Genomic DNA, 16,139 nt, shown 5'->3' with positions numbered 1-16,139 from the left:
TTTTTGTCTCTATAAATCAATGCATGTATTATCTGCAAGGGCAGTAACAATATAAAATCCGATTTAACGATCATTATAATATGTATTACAACAGCGATACAGTAATTTATTACAACGGCAAGTTTGTAAAAGCTGCCGAAGCCACTACCGATTTATACGGGCAGTCATTACACTATGGTTATGCCGTTTTTGAAGGCATTAAATCTTATAAGACCGAAGGTGGCACTAAGATTTTTAAGGCAAAAGAGCATTATGACCGCCTGCGCCGCAGTGCTGAACTGATGCACATCCCGTTTAACTACACTACAGAGGAGCTAACCGCCCTTACCTATGAAGTGCTGGAGCGCAACGGCTTTAGCGATGCTTACATCCGCCCGCTGGTTTTTTGCTCGCCTAATATGTCGCTGAGCAAAGGCAGGGAAAGCTACCTTACTATAGAGGCATGGGAGTGGAGCAAAGGCTACCTTAGCGGTAAGCTGCGCATCATGACCTCAGGCTTTGAGCGCCCTAACCCTAAGGCGTTTAAAATAGAAGCCAAGGTTAGCGGCCACTATGTAAACTCTATACTGGCCTGCCAGGAAGCTAAAGATAAAGGTTTTGACGAAGCCCTGGTGCTCGATGCGAATGGAAATGTTGCTGAAAGCAGCGGCGCTAACGTGTTCTTTGAAAAAGACGGTACACTGTATACACCGGCACTGGGCAGTATCCTTCCGGGTATTACCCGCGCCACGGTTATTGATATGTGTGCCGAACTTGACATCCCGGTAGTTGAGAAATTTTTTACGCCGGACGAGATGCGTGGTGCCGATGCGGCCTTCTTTTGTGGTACGGCCGCCGAGATTGTCCCGCTGGAGTCGCTGGACAATGTGCCTTTTATAAAAGACTGGGACAGCAGCGTGTGTGCCATCATACAAAAAGGCTATTCTAATTTGGTGTTGGGGAAGACATTGGAGGAGTTTAAAGGAAGCTTACAGTTTTCGGTTAACAGTTAACAGTAAGTTTTCAGTCGCAGTCGCAGTTTTCAGCCGCTGCTGATCCGGCAGGAGTGAAGCTATTCCCCTCTTGAGGGGTGCCCGAAGGGCGGGGTGGTTCCTTAAAACCAGACAAAACACAAACAAACTAAAATACAAAGGTTGTCAGTGACAAGTAACCAAAACTTGAAACCTGAAACCTGAAAAAAAAACTTAATGAAATTAAACAAATATTCGCGTATTTTCACGCAGGACGATACACAGCCTGCCGCCAAAGCCATGTTATACGGCATAGGCTTTACCGATGATGATATGGATAAGGCGCAGGTGGGCATAGCCAGTATGGGCTATGACGGAAACACCTGCAACATGCACCTTAATGACCTTGCCAAAGTAGTAAAACAAGGCACTTGGGACAGTAACCTTGCCGGCCTTATTTTTAACACCATAGGCGTAAGCGATGGTATGAGCAACGGTACCGATGGTATGCGTTACAGCCTTGTAAGCCGCGACGTAATTGCCGATAGTATCGAGGCCATTTGCGGCGGGCAGTACTATGATGCACTCATTACCATACCCGGCTGCGATAAAAATATGCCCGGGAGTATTATGGCCATGGGAAGGCTCAACAGGCCGAGCCTTATGGTGTACGGCGGTACCATAGCCCCCGGCTGCTACAAGGGCGAAGACCTTAACATCGTTTCGGCGTTTGAGGCATTGGGCCAGAAGATAGCCGGTACCATGAACGAGACTGATTACCAGGGTGTGATACGCAATGCCTGCCCCGGAGCGGGGGCCTGTGGTGGTATGTATACGGCTAATACCATGGCATCGGCTATAGAGGCGCTGGGCATGAGTTTGCCGTATTCGTCCAGCAATCCAGCATTAAGCCCCGACAAGCAGCAGGAGTGCCTTGATGCCGGTAAATACATTAAAATATTACTTGAACAAGACATAAAACCCAGCGACATCATGACGCGTAAAGCGTTTGAGAATGCGCTGCGTATCATCGGTATATTGGGCGGAAGCACCAATGCGGTACTGCATTTTGTGGCCATTGCCAAGAGTGTGGGCGTTTCGCTTACCCAGGATGACTTCCAGAAAATGAGCGACATAACGCCGGTGTTGGCCGACCTGAAGCCAAGCGGTAAGTATTTAATGCAGGACTTGCACAATCATGGCGGTATTCCTGCCGTTATGAAGTATATGCTGGAGCAGGGACTGCTGCATGGCGACTGCCTTACCGTAACCGGAAAAACCGTTGCCGAAAACCTGGCCGATGTTCCTACCCTTGATTTTGAAACCCAAAAAATAATCCGCCCGCTTACCGACCCTATAAAGGCCGATGGCCACCTGCGTATATTGTACGGCAACCTTGCAACAGGCGGCAGCGTAGCCAAGATTACAGGTAAGGAAGGCGAGAAGTTTACCGGCCCGGCCCGTGTTTTTGATGGCGAGAAAGACCTTATAGCCGGCATTAGCGGCGGCAGGGTTCAACACGGCGACGTGATTGTGATAAAAAATGAAGGACCAAAAGGCGCGCCCGGAATGCCGGAAATGCTTAAGCCTACGAGTGCTCTTATTGGCGCGGGCCTGGGCAAAAGCGTAGCCCTGATAACTGATGGCCGTTTTAGTGGCGGTACCCACGGCTTTGTGGTAGGGCATATAACGCCCGAATCGTATGACGGTGGCGTGATAGGCCTGGTGCAGGATGGAGATATTATTGAACTGGATGCTGTAAACAACACTATAAATGTGCTGCTAAGCGACGAAGAGCTGGCCGCCCGTAAAGCAGCCTGGCAACAACCGGAACTGAAAGTAAAAAGCGGATTGCTTTATAAATATGCCCGTACAGTATCATCAGCCGCGGAAGGCTGTGTAACCGACGAGTTTTAGTCCGAGCCGGACTGGCATTTCAAGTCTGAGTGAAGCTATTCCCCTTTTGAGGGGTGCCCGCAGGGCGGGGTGGCTCACGCCTTGATTTAAAACAAACGACCCTGTAAGGGTCAAACCTATAAGCCTGCGGCAACGCCGTGGGACAAAAAATAAGCCAATACGCATTGGCAAAAAAATTAAGTTGTATGGAAAAGACGATTGAAAAAGCAGCAACAACTCCGCAGGAAGTACCTGTTGAAGAACCGAAAACACACACCGGCGGGCAGGTACTGCTTGAGGCGTTTATAAAAGAAGGAGTAACCACAATATTTGGTTATCCGGGGGGGGCGATAATGCCAATATATGATGCGTTGTATGACTATAACGATAAGCTGCAACATATATTGGTGCGCCACGAGCAGGGCGGCATACACGCGGCGCAGGGGTTTGCACGGGTATCGGGTAAAACGGGTATTGTGTTTGCCACCAGTGGCCCCGGCGCCACTAACCTGGTTACCGGCCTTGCCGATGCCATGATAGACAGTACACCGCTTGTATGCATTACCGGACAGGTATTTGCCCACCTGTTAGGCACCGATGCCTTTCAGGAAACCGATGTGATAAACATTACCACACCGGTTACCAAATGGAATTACCAGGTTACCGATGCCGAGGAACTTCCGGCAGTGATTGCGAAGGCATTTTTTATAGCGGCTTCAGGCAGGCCGGGCCCGGTACTTATTGATATTACAAAGAATGCACAGCTGCAAAAAATAGCCTTTAAAGGGTACAAAAAATGCAACTTTATACGCAGCTACAGGCCCGCGCCCGTAGTGCGTCCGGAATATATAGCACAGGCTGCCGCGCTTATCAATGCTGCCGAAAGGCCGTTCATTGTATTTGGACAGGGCGTTATCCTTGGCAAAGCCGAAGAAGAATTTAAAGCTTTTGTTGAGAAGTCAGGCATCCCAACGGCGTGGACGATACTGGGTATGAGTGGCATACCTACAGACCACCCGCTGGGTGTGGGCATGGTGGGCATGCACGGCAATTACGGCCCTAACAAGCTAACTAATGAATGCGATTTGCTGATTGCCATAGGGATGCGTTTTGACGACCGCGTTACCGGAAGGCTCGATATGTATGCCAAACAGGCAAAGATTATCCACCTGGATATTGACCCGGCAGAGATAGACAAGAACGTTAAGGCCGATGTGCCGGTATGGGGCGACTGTAAAGAAACATTACCGCTGCTAACTGAACTGGTAGAACAGAAAAAACATGGGGCATGGCACCGCAGGTTTACCGACTGTAAAGTGCTTGAGGAAGAAAAAGTAATTAAAGATGAGGTGTACCCGCAAACGGATGTCCTTACAATGGGTGAGGTAGTGCGTATACTGAATGAGCTTACAGGTGGCGATGCCATTATAGTTACCGATGTGGGCCAGCACCAAATGGTTGCCTGCCGTTATGCGGAGTACAACAAATCCCGCAGCAATATTACCAGCGGCGGCCTGGGTACTATGGGCTACGCGCTTCCGGCGGCTATAGGGGCGGCGTATGGCGACCCAAGCCGTACTACTGTGGCAATCATTGGAGATGGTGGTTTCCAGATGACCATACAGGAACTGGGTACCATAATGCAATTTAAGCCAAACGTAAAAATACTGATATTAAACAACTGCTTCCTGGGTATGGTACGCCAGTGGCAACAGCTGTTTCATGAAAAGCGCTACTCGTTTGTAGATATACAAAGCCCTGATTTTGTGCAGGTAGCTAAAGGCTACGGTATTCCAGGCAGCAGCGTAAGCGAACGTGATAAGCTAACCGAAGCCCTTAAAACCATGCTGGAGCACGACGGCAGTTACCTGCTGGAAGTAATGGTGGGCAAGGAAAATAACGTATTCCCTATGGTACCTCAGGGCAGGAGCGTGAGCGATATCGTATTGAGCAGGGAGGAGATATAGCGGGCGAAGCCCGCAGTTAATTTGTTTATAGTTCATTCCTTGGTGCTACAACCTAATGCTGTAAACTACACCTGATAGGTTTTCAAAACCTGTCAGGGTGTGTAGGGAAAAAAACCGAGTGAAGCTTACCTAAGAAATTAAGCAGCTCACCCGCTAAGAAACTTAAAGATTATGAAACAGGAATTCACCATAACAGTATATACTGAAAACCATGTGGGGCTTATGGGCCGCATTGCCATAGTGTTTTCGCGCAGGAAAATAAACATCGAAACCATGAATGTTTGCCCTGCTGAGGTTGAGGGCATCAGCCGCTTTACCATCCTTATCAATGAGAGCAGGGATGTAGTAGAGAAGGTTGTAAAACAGATAGAAAAACAGGTTGAGGTACTAAAGGTATTTTTTAATACCGACGACGAGATTGTTTGGCAGGAAATGGCCATGTACAAGGTGCCGACTAAAGTAATAGCCGAACAGGTAAAGGTAGAACGCCTGCTGCGCCAGTACGGTGCCAATACGGTAGTGATACGTAACGACTATACCGTGTTTGAAACCACCGGCCATCGTGAGGAAATAGATGCTCTAGTAGAGGCATTACAACCGTGGGGACTGATAGAGTTTGTGCGCAGCGCACGCATAGCAGTTATTAAAGCCAGCGAAGGCATACACAAAGCCGTAATGGAATTTGAAGCTGCCAAGCCCAGCGAACCTGCTATTGAGAACGAGTTTTTAGACCAGCGGGATGGGGTGTTTACGATGTAAGCCTTCGGCGTTTAAGGTTTAAAGTTGACACACCCCCAGCCCCTCTCAGAGGGAGGAACTTCACTCAGCCGGAAAAGACGTATGAGTGAAGCGGCCCAAAAACCTAAGAAACTCAGCACCTCAGTAACTAGAATATAAAACTAACAAATACTTTTGAGTAAAGCTTGCTAAGAAGCTAAGCCGCTCAGAAACTAAGAAACTTAAAAACAAAACAAATGGCAAAATTAAATTTTGGCGGGGTTGAAGAAAACGTGGTAACCCGCGATGAATTCCCGTTACAAAAAGCACAGGAAGTATTAAAAGATGAGGTAGTAGCGGTAATAGGCTACGGCGTACAGGGCCCCGGCCAGGCGCTTAACCAGAAAGATAACGGCATCAACGTAATTGTGGGCCAGCGTAAAAATTCGGCTTCATGGGATAAGGCTGTTGCCGATGGCTTTGTACCGGGCGAAACCCTTTTTGAAATTGAAGAAGCCCTGCAAAAAGGCACTATCATTTGCTACCTGCTTAGTGATGCCGCCCAGATAGAGTATTGGCCATTGGTTAAAGAAAACCTTACTGCCGGTAAGGCGCTTTATTTCTCACATGGCTTTGGCGTAACCTTTAATGAACAAACGGGTATCGTTCCGCCGGAAAATGTAGACGTGTTCCTTGTTGCACCTAAAGGCTCAGGTACATCGCTACGCCGTATGTTCCTGCAAAACCGTGGGCTTAACAGCAGTTTCGCCATCTTTCAGGATGCTACCGGCAAGGCTTGGGACAGGGTAGTGGCCCTTGGTATTGCCATAGGTTCGGGTTATTTATTTGAAACAAACTTCCAAAAAGAGGTATACTCTGACCTTACCGGAGAGCGTGGTACGCTTATGGGCGCTATTCAGGGTATTTTCGCGGCCCAGTATGAGGTGCTTCGTTCTAAAGGCCATACACCCTCTGAGGCGTTTAATGAAACCGTGGAAGAGCTTACGCAATCGCTTATGCCGCTTGTGGCAGAGAACGGTATGGACTGGATGTATGCCAATTGTTCTACCACTGCACAGCGTGGCGCGCTTGACTGGTGGAAAAAATTTAAAGATGCTACCAAGCCTGTATTTGAAGAACTGTATGATAGTGTAGAAACAGGTAAAGAGGCAGGGTATTCGATAAGCAGCAACAGCAAGCCGGACTACCGTGTAAAATTGGAAGCCGAACTTGCCGAGCTTCGCGACAGCGAAATGTGGCAGGCGGGTAAAACGGTGCGCAGCCTCAGGCCTGAGAACAACTAAGGTCGCACGGCGACAGCGAAGCTATTCTTTAGCATATTTAACTCACAACCTGCAAGGTCTTTGACCTTGTAGGTTTTATATTTACCGTTACAAAATACCTACAAGGTTTTTAAAACCTTGCAGGAGACAGAAAACATGAATACCAAAACAACATATTTCCCGGCTTTAAACGATGTGCAACAGGCAGCCGACAGGCTAAAAGGCATCATTAACCGCACGCCGCTTACGCTAAACCGTACGGCCAGCGAAATGTATGGCGCGCACATTTATTTCAAGCGGGAAGACCTGCAGCCGGTACGTTCCTACAAGCTTCGTGGCGCCTATAACAAAATGGCTACCCTTAGCGTTACCGACCTGGCTAAAGGCGTGGTATGCGCCAGCGCCGGCAACCATGCGCAGGGTGTGGCTTTTGCCTGTAATAAAATGCAGGTGCACGGCACCATTTTTATGCCCACACCCACACCGGGGCAAAAGCTGGAGCAGGTAAAAATGTTTGGAGGTGATTATGTAGATGTGGTTTTGGCTGGCGATACCTTTGATGAAGCCAAGTATGCCGCGACTGATTTTTGCGAATCGCGCGGGGCGGTGTTCATACACCCTTTTGACGACCCTAAGATTATTGAAGGGCAGGCCACCATAGCACTGGAAATACTGGAGCAGCTGCCGCAACCCATAGACTACATTTTCGTGCCTATAGGCGGAGGTGGGCTTGCAGCGGGGCTGAGCTCGGTATTTCAGCAGCTTTCGCCCGATACGAAGATAATAGGGGTGGAGCCTACGGGAGCACCCAGTATGAAAAAAGCGCTTGAAAAGGGCGAAACGGTTCACCTGGACCGTATTAATAAATTTGTAGATGGCGCCGCTGTACAAAAGGTGGGCGAGTATACCTTTGATATTTGTAAACAGACCCTGCACGACATGCGTACGGTAGAAGAGGGCCGAATTTGCCAGGTGATACTGAGCATGTATAATAAGGATGCCATTGTTGCCGAGCCAGCCGGGGCGCTATCGGTAGCGGCATTATACCAGTTTGCCGATGAAATTAAAGGCAAGAACGTGGTGTGCATCATTTCCGGCAGTAACAACGACATTACCCGTATGGAGGAAATTAAGGAGGGGGCGCTGCTGTATGCGGGGCTCAAGCATTATTTCCTGGTAAAATTCCCGCAACGGCCCGGTGCCCTGCGCGAATTTGTAATGAACGTTTTAGGCCCTACGGATGATATTACCCATTTTGAATATACCAAGAAGAACAGCAAAGAAAAAGGTACCGCGGTTGTGGGTATTGAGCTTAAAAATGCATCGGAATATGATGTGCTACTGGCTAATATGAAGGAGCGCGGCTTTTATGTAGACTACCTTAACAACCAGCCGCATTTGCTGAATTTATTGGTTTGATTGAAAGATTTGGATAATTTAAAGACTGAGAAATTCTTTAACCTGATTATTCATGTTTTGGCGTAGGCCCTTTAATGGTTATCTTTACATACCTGAAGTTAAAAGCGTCTACAGTGCGTTCCTTTTCTTCGGCATTGTGGTTATCTATTGTTATTGTAGGCACTACAGGCGTATAAAAACAATCGTCATTCCCCCAAAAGCCTTTGCCTACGGGCGACCAGTTGGCAAATTCTTTATAGGTACTTGGTACTTCGGTTTTGTTTTTATCTTTCCATTTGTAGCAGGACAGTATTGTGGGGTTACTGCTAAAAAGCTGGCCTAAATCCATCACGTATTTATAGTCTTTAGAGAAAACCGGAATATTTGTAGAGATTGCTATTTCTTTACCTGTCTGTTTATTAATAAGTAGGTAGCTATACTCTTCACAGACAGAACACATGTATTCAAGCAAAGAGGCATTACGGCTTTATAGTCACCTACATAGGTAAATGCGTTGATAAGCATTGCGCCTTCTTCACTTACATCATCGGTAAATTTTTGCCCACCTATAGTTATGGTCTCGTCCACTTTTTTGATTGATTTATCTATTGTGAGGTAATCAATTGCCTTAAGTTCCGCATTAAAAAAATCTTTTTCACTAACTAACTCAACTAGAGCGTCGGGGTAATCATCAGGGTTAAAAGCATCTTTCTCAATTGGAGTTTCGTTGCTTTCCCCACAGTCTTCAGCAGATGAAACGTTCTCATAGCGCCATGATTCGTTATAAACATAACGCTCGTTAAGGTCATAATTATCTAAAGGAATATCAGTTTCATTACCAATACTCTTTTTGCTGACGTATAAAAACTCGTAATCGTCATTTCTGTTTTCCTTGCTAAAGGCTACCATAACCAGGCTATCTACTTCCTTTATTACCGGAAGCCGCGCCTCGTAGTTAAAGCAAAAACCGACAGGTTCGCGTTTCTCGGTATAGGCTTTTGCCCCATCGCGGCTTATGATGTAACCTTCGTATATTACCGCCTGGCCGTTAATTTTATACTTTGGCGAGGGCGGTGTAAATTTTGCCTCTTGCCCAAATAAACATATTGGTATAAGTAATATGGCTAAACTGCTGATAAATAGTTTCATGTCGTCATTGGTTTTGCTCTGAACCAGCAAAAAGAATGCCGTTATTTTACCGCCAAAACTTCTTTTTTAAGTTCCATGTTCATAACCAGCGGCGCCATATTAGTAAGGTAGGCATTATAATTGAGGGCGTAGGCTTTCTGGTATTGGGTTTTCTTGAAAACCTGGTTTAGGCCACATCGTTTTATATCGATAACCTTACGGTTTTCATCAAGGTAAAAAGCGGTAGGAAAGCCCAGGGTGTGCTTTACAGCCGCAACTACAGGAGCATCGTTTTTATACGATTCGTGCGCGTAGCATACAATAATGCTATGGTTAAACTTATGGGCTATCTTCTTCATGTTATGCTTACGGTCCCAAAACAACACTACAAACTGCACATCTTTACGGTATTTTTGTGCAAGGCGGTTCAGCGCCGGGATTTCACCGGTGGCCGGTACGCACCATGAGGCAAACGTTACCAGTACAATAGGCTTATGTATGCTGCTGAGTTCAAGTTTTGCCCCGCCTGCTTTTTTAAAGGTAAAGTCGTCAAACGTAGTGCCTTTAAGGCGATGCGATACCAGCGAATCAAACAACAATTTCCCTTTTTCTATATCGCCGTTGCGAAAAGCACGCTCTGATTGTGCCTTATAGGTTTTGTATTTTATTTTGATGGCATCTGAAAAAAAGAGGCTGTCGCCCTGGCTGAATAGTAAGAGCGGAAACAATAACAGAGCGATATGTACTAATAAACGTTGCATAGTTATTAGTTAATGGTTTGGCATGGTATTGTAAAATTAGTTAAATAATAGATACAAAATTATTTTAGGGTATAAATATGTGTTGATTTTCAGCTATATATTATGATAAGTTGAAAATAAGCTGCCCAGACGGATGGCTCTTTAACATTCTAAATTAGATAACTTTTACAGCACCTGAACCGCGAGAGTACCATAAATGAAACTTTACGGTTAGTGCAGAAGTTCGCACTTTCCATGGCCCTATAACCGCTGAAGTATTGTACGATTTAAATAAATTATTGATACTTTTGGGGTTTAAAACATCATAGTAAGCAATTATAAGGTTAAGCCGGTGCGCTCACTCTGCCGGCGGACTTTACAAGTTACGCACCGGGTGTTTATTTATAAGATGGAACCACCTCATGCGCCATGATTAAAGTGTTGTGAAGCAGTAATTTTAGACAAATTTATATGGCTAAAGATTCGGTAAAAAAAGTTAACAGCAAGGCAGAAAGCGTAACTACCACCGGTTTTGGTACCAACCCCTCGAGTTATGGGGGGCGGTTTATCAATAAAGATGGTTCGGCCAATGTTATCAAACGCGGGCTGACTTTTTTTGAGCGTATTAGTTGGTACCACACCATGTTAACTATGCCCGGATGGAAGTTTTTGGGTATTATTGTATCCTTTTACGCGAGTATTAATTTCGTGTTTGCTTCGCTGTATTATGCCATTGGCGTAGAAAACCTTGATGGTATAGGCAGTATAGAAAGTAAGTGGATTCAGTTTGGGAAAGCCTATTTTTTTAGTGCACAGACGTTTACCACAGTAGGCTATGGCCACATAAGCCCCAATGGCATTGCCACCAGTGCCCTGGCCGCCACCGAAGCATTGACAGGCCTGCTTAGTTTTGCCATAGCTACGGGTTTGTTTTACGGGCGCTTTAGCAAGCCCCAGGCGTTTGTTATTTTTTCGCATAATGCACTGATATCGCCTTACAAGGATGGCCGCGGACTAATGATGCGTATGGCATCGCCCAAAAATACCAACCTTATGGATGCCGAGGCGCGCGTTACCCTGGGTATGGTAATTAAAGACGAACACGGCAACCCGGTAAACAAATTTTACCAGTTGCCACTGGAGATGAGTTATATTAACTCACTTTCGCTAAGCTGGACACTTGTGCACCCCATAACCGAAGAAAGCCCCCTGTATGGTTTTACTGCGGAGGATTTTGCCAATATGGAAGGAGAGGTTATTGTTGCTGTGAAAGCGTTTGACGACCTTTTTAGTACTACCGTGGCTATTAGTACCAGCTACACCTTTGATGAAATTGTATATGGCGCCAAATTTGAAATGATGTATGCCGAAAATAACGACCAGACCAAAACCATACTGGAACTGGATAAGATAAACACCTTTAAAAGGGTAGAAATATAATAGTAAACGGGCTGCATGAAAGTGCAGCTGTTTTATTTTTTGCGTTATATTACTGTGAAATTTTACTGATCTCCATGCTATTTTTATTCCGTAAAAATTGCTGTAAGTTTTTCTATTATCACGCCGGTATCTGTCGCGGCATCATTATGCATCCGTACACTTTCGCTTACCATCGGATACTCATCTATAAAGTTTAAATCATCACTTTTGTAAATTGAAAATTTTTGCATTATCTGGTCAAACTCTTCAAAATCAACACCCCAGTACTGTATGTACTTTGGTTTTTTTACATAGGCTTCTTTGGTTATACCATTGTGGCTGTAAACTATTCCAAATTCTAAAAAAGGATCAACACTAAGTTCATAGCTATATTCTGATATCGCATTTAATATTTCAAACTTATCCGAATACCTGCCTAAGAACGGCTCAGTATCAACATGCCCAAAGAGCAACGAAACTTCAGTATTATAAGAAAGCAGGAATGTTGTAAACAAGCTCCAAAACCGTGAGTTGTCTACATTAATCTCGGCATAAAAGTTATATGAAAGCGACGGGTCATCAACAGTATACAAGGTGTAGCCTTCAACTATATTAGCCGATTTGGCCAAATTTATTTTTGAGAGATAATCTGATGATACTTCATCGGGCCTTGGCGTCCTGATGGTTATGGGGAGTTCTAACATATTGGTTAATTTGGTTGCCCAAATATACTAATCAGTTTTAAATTTTGCTATTTCTTCCAGTATTTATATGGGAACAGCAGCATCCCAAAGCACTCGCCGTGCTCTTTATTAATATGCTTATGGTGCATTTTGTGGGCGCGGCGCACGGCTTTGCCGTAGCGGCTGTTTGCATTGCGAAAAATCTTAAACCTCTGGTGGATGAAAATGTCGTGTACCATAAAATAGGTAAACCCGTAGGCAAAAATACCCATGCCTATGGCAAGGCCGATTTCTAAAATATCGTAGCGCCACAGCAGGAAAAAAACAATGCTTATAATGGCATAAAATATAAAAAAAGTATCGTTGCGCTCAAACCACGAGTCGTGGTCTTTAAGGTGGTGGTCGCGGTGCAGGCTCCACAAAAAGCCATGCATTACATACTTATGGGTAAACCACGCCATAAATTCCATCATGAAAAAGGCACCAAAAAAAACGAGTATGTGTATCCAGACGGGCATAAGGCAAATTTATATAAAATTAAAACGGTAGTCAAGGTAACATTTGGCAAGCAGTGTAACTTTCTGGTAATCCGGTACGCGGATGCGGCGGTTTTTAATCTCCAGCGGGGGCGTATTCTTAAGCTTTGTAAGCAGTGCTTTGTAATATACATAGGCAGTATATACACCAAACTTTGCCTCGGTGGGCAACTGCAGGATTCCTTTATAGCCTTCATGAAGGTCGGCCTCAATCTCCTCAACAATTGCGTGCTTAGTTTGATCGTTCATCTCTTCCAGGTTAAGGGTAGGGAAGTAGATGCGGTCAAGCCCTTCCATATCTGCCTTAAGGTCGCGCAGAAAATTAACCTTCTGGAACGCAGAGCCCAGCCTCATGGCAGCGTCTTTTAATTGATTGTAGCGGACATCGTCATTATTTACAAATACTTTAAGGCACATAAGCCCTACAACATCGGCGCTGCCATAAATATACTCGTTATACTCTGCAAAGCTGGTGTATTCTTTTTTGTACAAATCAAGCTTCATGCTTTTCATAAAAGCATCGATAAGTTCCTGTGGAATGTTATATTTTTTTACCGTGTGCTGAAACGCGTTCAGTACCGGGTTAAGGCTTATGCCATGGTGTATCGCGCTGGCAAGCTCAGCCTCAAACATGCTAAACAACTGTTCCTTGTCATAATCGTGAAAGCTGTCTACAATTTCGTCGGCACAGCGCACAAAGCCGTATATGTTATAAATATCCTGCCTTATAGAGGGTGCCAGCATTTTTACAGCCGAGGCAAACGAAGTGCTGTAGGCACGCGTAATGCTACGGCTGCAGGCAAAGGATATGGTGTCAAAAATCGATTTCATACGGTTGCAGTTATAGGTGTTTTTGAGGATTTAGCAAGTTGTTTTTGTATAAGGTCGGCTACCAGCTTGCCCGAGATGAGGGCGGGGGGTACGCCCGGCCCGGGTACGGTAAGCTGCCCTGTAAAATACAGGCCCTTAACTTTTGGGCTGCGTAATTTGGGGCGAAGGAACGCCGTTTGCCACAACGTATTGGCAAGGCCATAGGCATTTCCTTTGTATGAGTTATAATCGTTAATAAAGTCGTTAAGGCAGTACGATTCTTTAAACAGTATGTGGCTTTGCACCTCCTGTCCGGTTAGTTTTTCAAGCCTGTTAATGATGATACCGAAGTACTTTTCGCGCAATTCAGGCGTGTCTTCTATACCAGGGGCAAGAGGAATAAGGAAGGTTGCTGCCTCCTGTCCTTGTGGTGCGGCATTTTCATCGGTTTTAGAGGGAAAGCTGGCGTAAAACAAAGGTTCATCGGGCCAGCGGGGATTGTCATAAATATCCTTCGCGTGCACATCAAAGTCGGTGTCAAAAAACAGTGTGTGGTGCTCCAGGTTCTCCAGTTTTTTATCAAAGCCTACATAAAACAGGAGGGAGGAAGGCGCAAATGTTTTGGCTTCCCAGTACTTTTCAGAATACTGGCGGTATTGCGGGTCGAGCAGGCTTTCGCCGTGGTGGTAATCGGCGCCGCACACAATAAGGTCGGCAGTAATGGTTTCATTATTTATATTTAGCGAAGCCACTGCCCCGTTTGCTACATTAATTTTAGCAACAGGCGCATCGGTAATGATGTTTACGCCCAAATCTTCAGCCAGCCTCACCATACCTTCTACCACGCTGTACATACCATTTTTAGGATGCCAGGTACCCAGGCCAAAGTCGGCGTGGTTCATAAAGCTGTAAAAGCTGGGCGTATCGCTGGGCTTAGCGCCAAGGAACAGTACCGGAAACTCCAGCACCTGCACCAGCTTGCTGTTCTTAAACTTTTTACGGATGTCGCGGCTTATATTGCCCATAAACTGACCCAGGCGGGTAATGGTTTGGGGCGTAACCAACTCCAGAGGGGATTCTCCCGGACGGTACACTAGGTTTTTTATGGCTATTTCATAATTGTCATGGGCTTCTGCCATAAAAGATTGCAAGGCGGTACCGCTGCCTGCTTCAACACTTTCAAAAGTTTTTATAATATCATCCGGGTTATCGGCAATATCCATATAATCGGCCTCGCCAAAGTAAACCCGATAGGCAGGCGACAGTTTTTTAAGGGAATAATAGTGGGAGGGTTGCTTACCAAAATCGGCAAAAAAGCGTTCAAAAACATCAGGCATCCAGTACCAGGTAGGCCCCATATCAAAGGTAAAGCCGTCTTTTTGCAAGCGCCTTGCCCTGCCCCCCGGTGTGGCATTTTTTTCATAAACGGTAACAGTATGCCCCTGTTGCGCCAGGTAGCACGCAGCCGCCAATGATGAAAATCCTGAGCCTATAATTTTAATATCTTTTTTCATTGCCTCCTAAATTATCTCTTATAACTTTAAAATACCCTATAACAGTTGTTAAAATCTTATCTATAAAGTATCTGTAAAACTTTTTATAGACGAAAAGGTTTTGATGGGCGTACCCACAGTAAGCGGGTTTATTACCTCTGCATGGCGGCCAAAAATCAGTAGCTGCGTAGTGCTGTCGTTAACCACACTTTCCTTCATCTGGCTAATAAAGTGGGGTATTTCCGCAATGGCGGGTTCTACAGTAAGGTAGGTAATAAATGTAATATTATCAAACGTTTTTTTAATATCGCGTATGTTAGCCAGGGGCACGCTCTCGCCCAGGTATACCGTGCGGAAGCCTGCCAGCAGCAGTTCATAGTTAAGTAGCATAAGGCCTATTTCGTGTATTTCGCCCTCCGGCAGGTACAGCACAAATACACGGTCTGTGCGCACTACTTCGGCCAGCTGCTGCGCTTCGGTATTTACTGCTATCTTTTGCTTTATCAGGTTGCTTATAAAATGTTCGTGCGCGGGCGTTATGGTGCCCGTCTGCCACAGGTTGCCTATCTCTTCAAGGAGCTGCATAAAGCAGTTATGAAAAATATAGCTAAACGTATTTGTTTTAGCCACGGCCTCATAAGTACGTAGAAACAGTTGCACGTCAAAATTCATCATCGACAGCTTAAAGTTACTCAACACGTGGTTGTTAATGGTTTTGCCGCTCAGTATCTCTTTAACCATTGCGGGCAGCTTTTCCTCGGCAACTTTAGAAATCGTACTTATTTTGTACCCAAAGGTATTAAGGGTATTTATATTTAAAAGCTTTTGAAGGCTGTGCGCGTCGTATACCCTTATATTGGTATCGGTACGCAATGGTGTTAATATATTATACCTTTTTTCCCATATGCGTATGGTGTGGGCCTTAATGCCGGTGAGGTTTTCAAGGTCCTTAATGGTAAAGGTGTTTTTAATATTGTTCATTCTTTTCGTGTAAAGATTGAACAAAAGTAAACAATTTTGTAATACTAATAGTATAAAGTTACCTTAAAATAGTAGCGCTGTGTTTTTTAGCATCTATAGCATTTCAGGATAGGGCAGCAGTTAAATGCAGTTTACACC

General features: G+C 45.3%; 15 protein-coding genes. 7 read left to right on the top strand and 8 right to left on the bottom strand.

Translation table 11 applies throughout. The features are described 5' to 3' along the window. The first annotated feature begins 80 nt into the window (after positions 1 to 80). The 6 genes from ACLI09_RS06500 (at position 81) to ilvA (ending at position 8,232) form a co-directional block, all read left to right on the top strand. On the top strand, positions 81 to 992 hold the full coding sequence (locus ACLI09_RS06500; RefSeq protein ID WP_411418788.1) for a branched-chain amino acid transaminase: 912 nt from the start codon (positions 81 to 83) through the stop codon (positions 990 to 992). Between the two features lie 195 nt (positions 993 to 1,187). Next, positions 1,188 to 2,867 (top strand): dihydroxy-acid dehydratase, encoded by a 1,680-nt coding sequence (gene ilvD, locus ACLI09_RS06495; protein ID WP_411418787.1) that lies wholly within the window; start codon positions 1,188 to 1,190, stop codon positions 2,865 to 2,867. A 185-nt stretch (positions 2,868 to 3,052) separates the two neighbouring features. Beyond that, the gene (ilvB, locus tag ACLI09_RS06490) at positions 3,053 to 4,813 is read left to right on the top strand and encodes a biosynthetic-type acetolactate synthase large subunit (RefSeq protein WP_411418786.1); all 1,761 of its coding nucleotides are present in this window, start codon (positions 3,053 to 3,055) and stop codon (positions 4,811 to 4,813) included. Positions 4,814 to 4,984: 171 nt separating this feature from the next. Further along, positions 4,985 to 5,572, top strand: coding sequence for an acetolactate synthase small subunit (gene ilvN / locus ACLI09_RS06485; RefSeq protein ID WP_411418785.1), 588 nt, complete (start codon positions 4,985 to 4,987; stop codon positions 5,570 to 5,572). A 215-nt stretch (positions 5,573 to 5,787) separates the two neighbouring features. Continuing rightward, on the top strand, positions 5,788 to 6,834 hold the full coding sequence (gene ilvC, locus ACLI09_RS06480) for a ketol-acid reductoisomerase (protein WP_411418784.1): 1,047 nt from the start codon (positions 5,788 to 5,790) through the stop codon (positions 6,832 to 6,834). A gap of 135 nt (positions 6,835 to 6,969) precedes the next feature. Further along, positions 6,970 to 8,232 (top strand): threonine ammonia-lyase IlvA, encoded by a 1,263-nt coding sequence (gene ilvA, locus ACLI09_RS06475; RefSeq protein ID WP_411418783.1) that lies wholly within the window; start codon positions 6,970 to 6,972, stop codon positions 8,230 to 8,232. A 46-nt stretch (positions 8,233 to 8,278) separates the two neighbouring features. Here the strand turns inward: ilvA and ACLI09_RS06470 are convergent, their stop codons facing one another. The 3 genes from ACLI09_RS06470 to ACLI09_RS06460 are packed head-to-tail and all read right to left on the bottom strand — an operon-like array spanning position 8,279 to position 10,100. Further along, a complete protein-coding gene (locus ACLI09_RS06470) occupies positions 8,279 to 8,560 on the bottom strand; it encodes a hypothetical protein (RefSeq protein WP_411418782.1) in 282 nt (93 codons plus the stop codon). Between the two features lie 47 nt (positions 8,561 to 8,607). Continuing rightward, positions 8,608 to 9,360 carry a hypothetical protein gene (locus ACLI09_RS06465; RefSeq protein WP_411418781.1) on the bottom strand — a complete coding sequence of 251 codons (753 nt, stop codon included), beginning with the start codon at positions 9,358 to 9,360 and terminating at the stop codon, positions 8,608 to 8,610. A 41-nt stretch (positions 9,361 to 9,401) separates the two neighbouring features. Then, positions 9,402 to 10,100 (bottom strand): TlpA family protein disulfide reductase, encoded by a 699-nt coding sequence (locus tag ACLI09_RS06460; RefSeq protein WP_411418780.1) that lies wholly within the window; start codon positions 10,098 to 10,100, stop codon positions 9,402 to 9,404. 450 nt (positions 10,101 to 10,550) lie between these two features. Here ACLI09_RS06460 and ACLI09_RS06455 point away from each other — a divergent pair, with 450 nt between their 5' ends. After that, entirely contained in the window at positions 10,551 to 11,519 is a 969-nt protein-coding gene (locus ACLI09_RS06455; protein ID WP_411418779.1) for an ion channel, read from the top strand. Between the two features lie 83 nt (positions 11,520 to 11,602). Here the strand turns inward: ACLI09_RS06455 and ACLI09_RS06450 are convergent, their stop codons facing one another. From ACLI09_RS06450 to ACLI09_RS06430, 5 genes are read right to left on the bottom strand one after another with little or no spacing between them, the layout of a single operon-like run. After that, on the bottom strand, positions 11,603 to 12,202 hold the full coding sequence (locus ACLI09_RS06450; RefSeq protein WP_411418778.1) for a hypothetical protein: 600 nt from the start codon (positions 12,200 to 12,202) through the stop codon (positions 11,603 to 11,605). A gap of 47 nt (positions 12,203 to 12,249) precedes the next feature. Continuing rightward, positions 12,250 to 12,699: a beta-carotene hydroxylase gene (locus ACLI09_RS06445; RefSeq protein WP_411418777.1), complete on the bottom strand. Its 450-nt coding sequence runs from the start codon at positions 12,697 to 12,699 to the stop codon at positions 12,250 to 12,252. A gap of 9 nt (positions 12,700 to 12,708) precedes the next feature. Further along, positions 12,709 to 13,548: a phytoene/squalene synthase family protein gene (locus ACLI09_RS06440; protein WP_411418776.1), complete on the bottom strand. Its 840-nt coding sequence runs from the start codon at positions 13,546 to 13,548 to the stop codon at positions 12,709 to 12,711. Then, positions 13,545 to 15,041 carry a phytoene desaturase family protein gene (locus tag ACLI09_RS06435; protein ID WP_411418775.1) on the bottom strand — a complete coding sequence of 499 codons (1,497 nt, stop codon included), beginning with the start codon at positions 15,039 to 15,041 and terminating at the stop codon, positions 13,545 to 13,547. Before ACLI09_RS06435 ends, ACLI09_RS06440 begins: the two co-directional genes overlap by 4 nt. A gap of 60 nt (positions 15,042 to 15,101) precedes the next feature. Beyond that, a complete protein-coding gene (locus tag ACLI09_RS06430) occupies positions 15,102 to 16,001 on the bottom strand; it encodes a MerR family transcriptional regulator (protein WP_411418774.1) in 900 nt (299 codons plus the stop codon). Positions 16,002 to 16,139 lie beyond the last annotated feature (138 nt).

Source organism: Flavobacterium sp. RHBU_24, assembly GCF_046613695.1.
In the GTDB taxonomy this organism is placed as follows: domain Bacteria; phylum Bacteroidota; class Bacteroidia; order Flavobacteriales; family Flavobacteriaceae; genus Flavobacterium.
The sequence above is the reverse complement of the archived record's forward strand: the minus strand, read 5'-3'. Positions and strand labels throughout refer to the sequence as shown.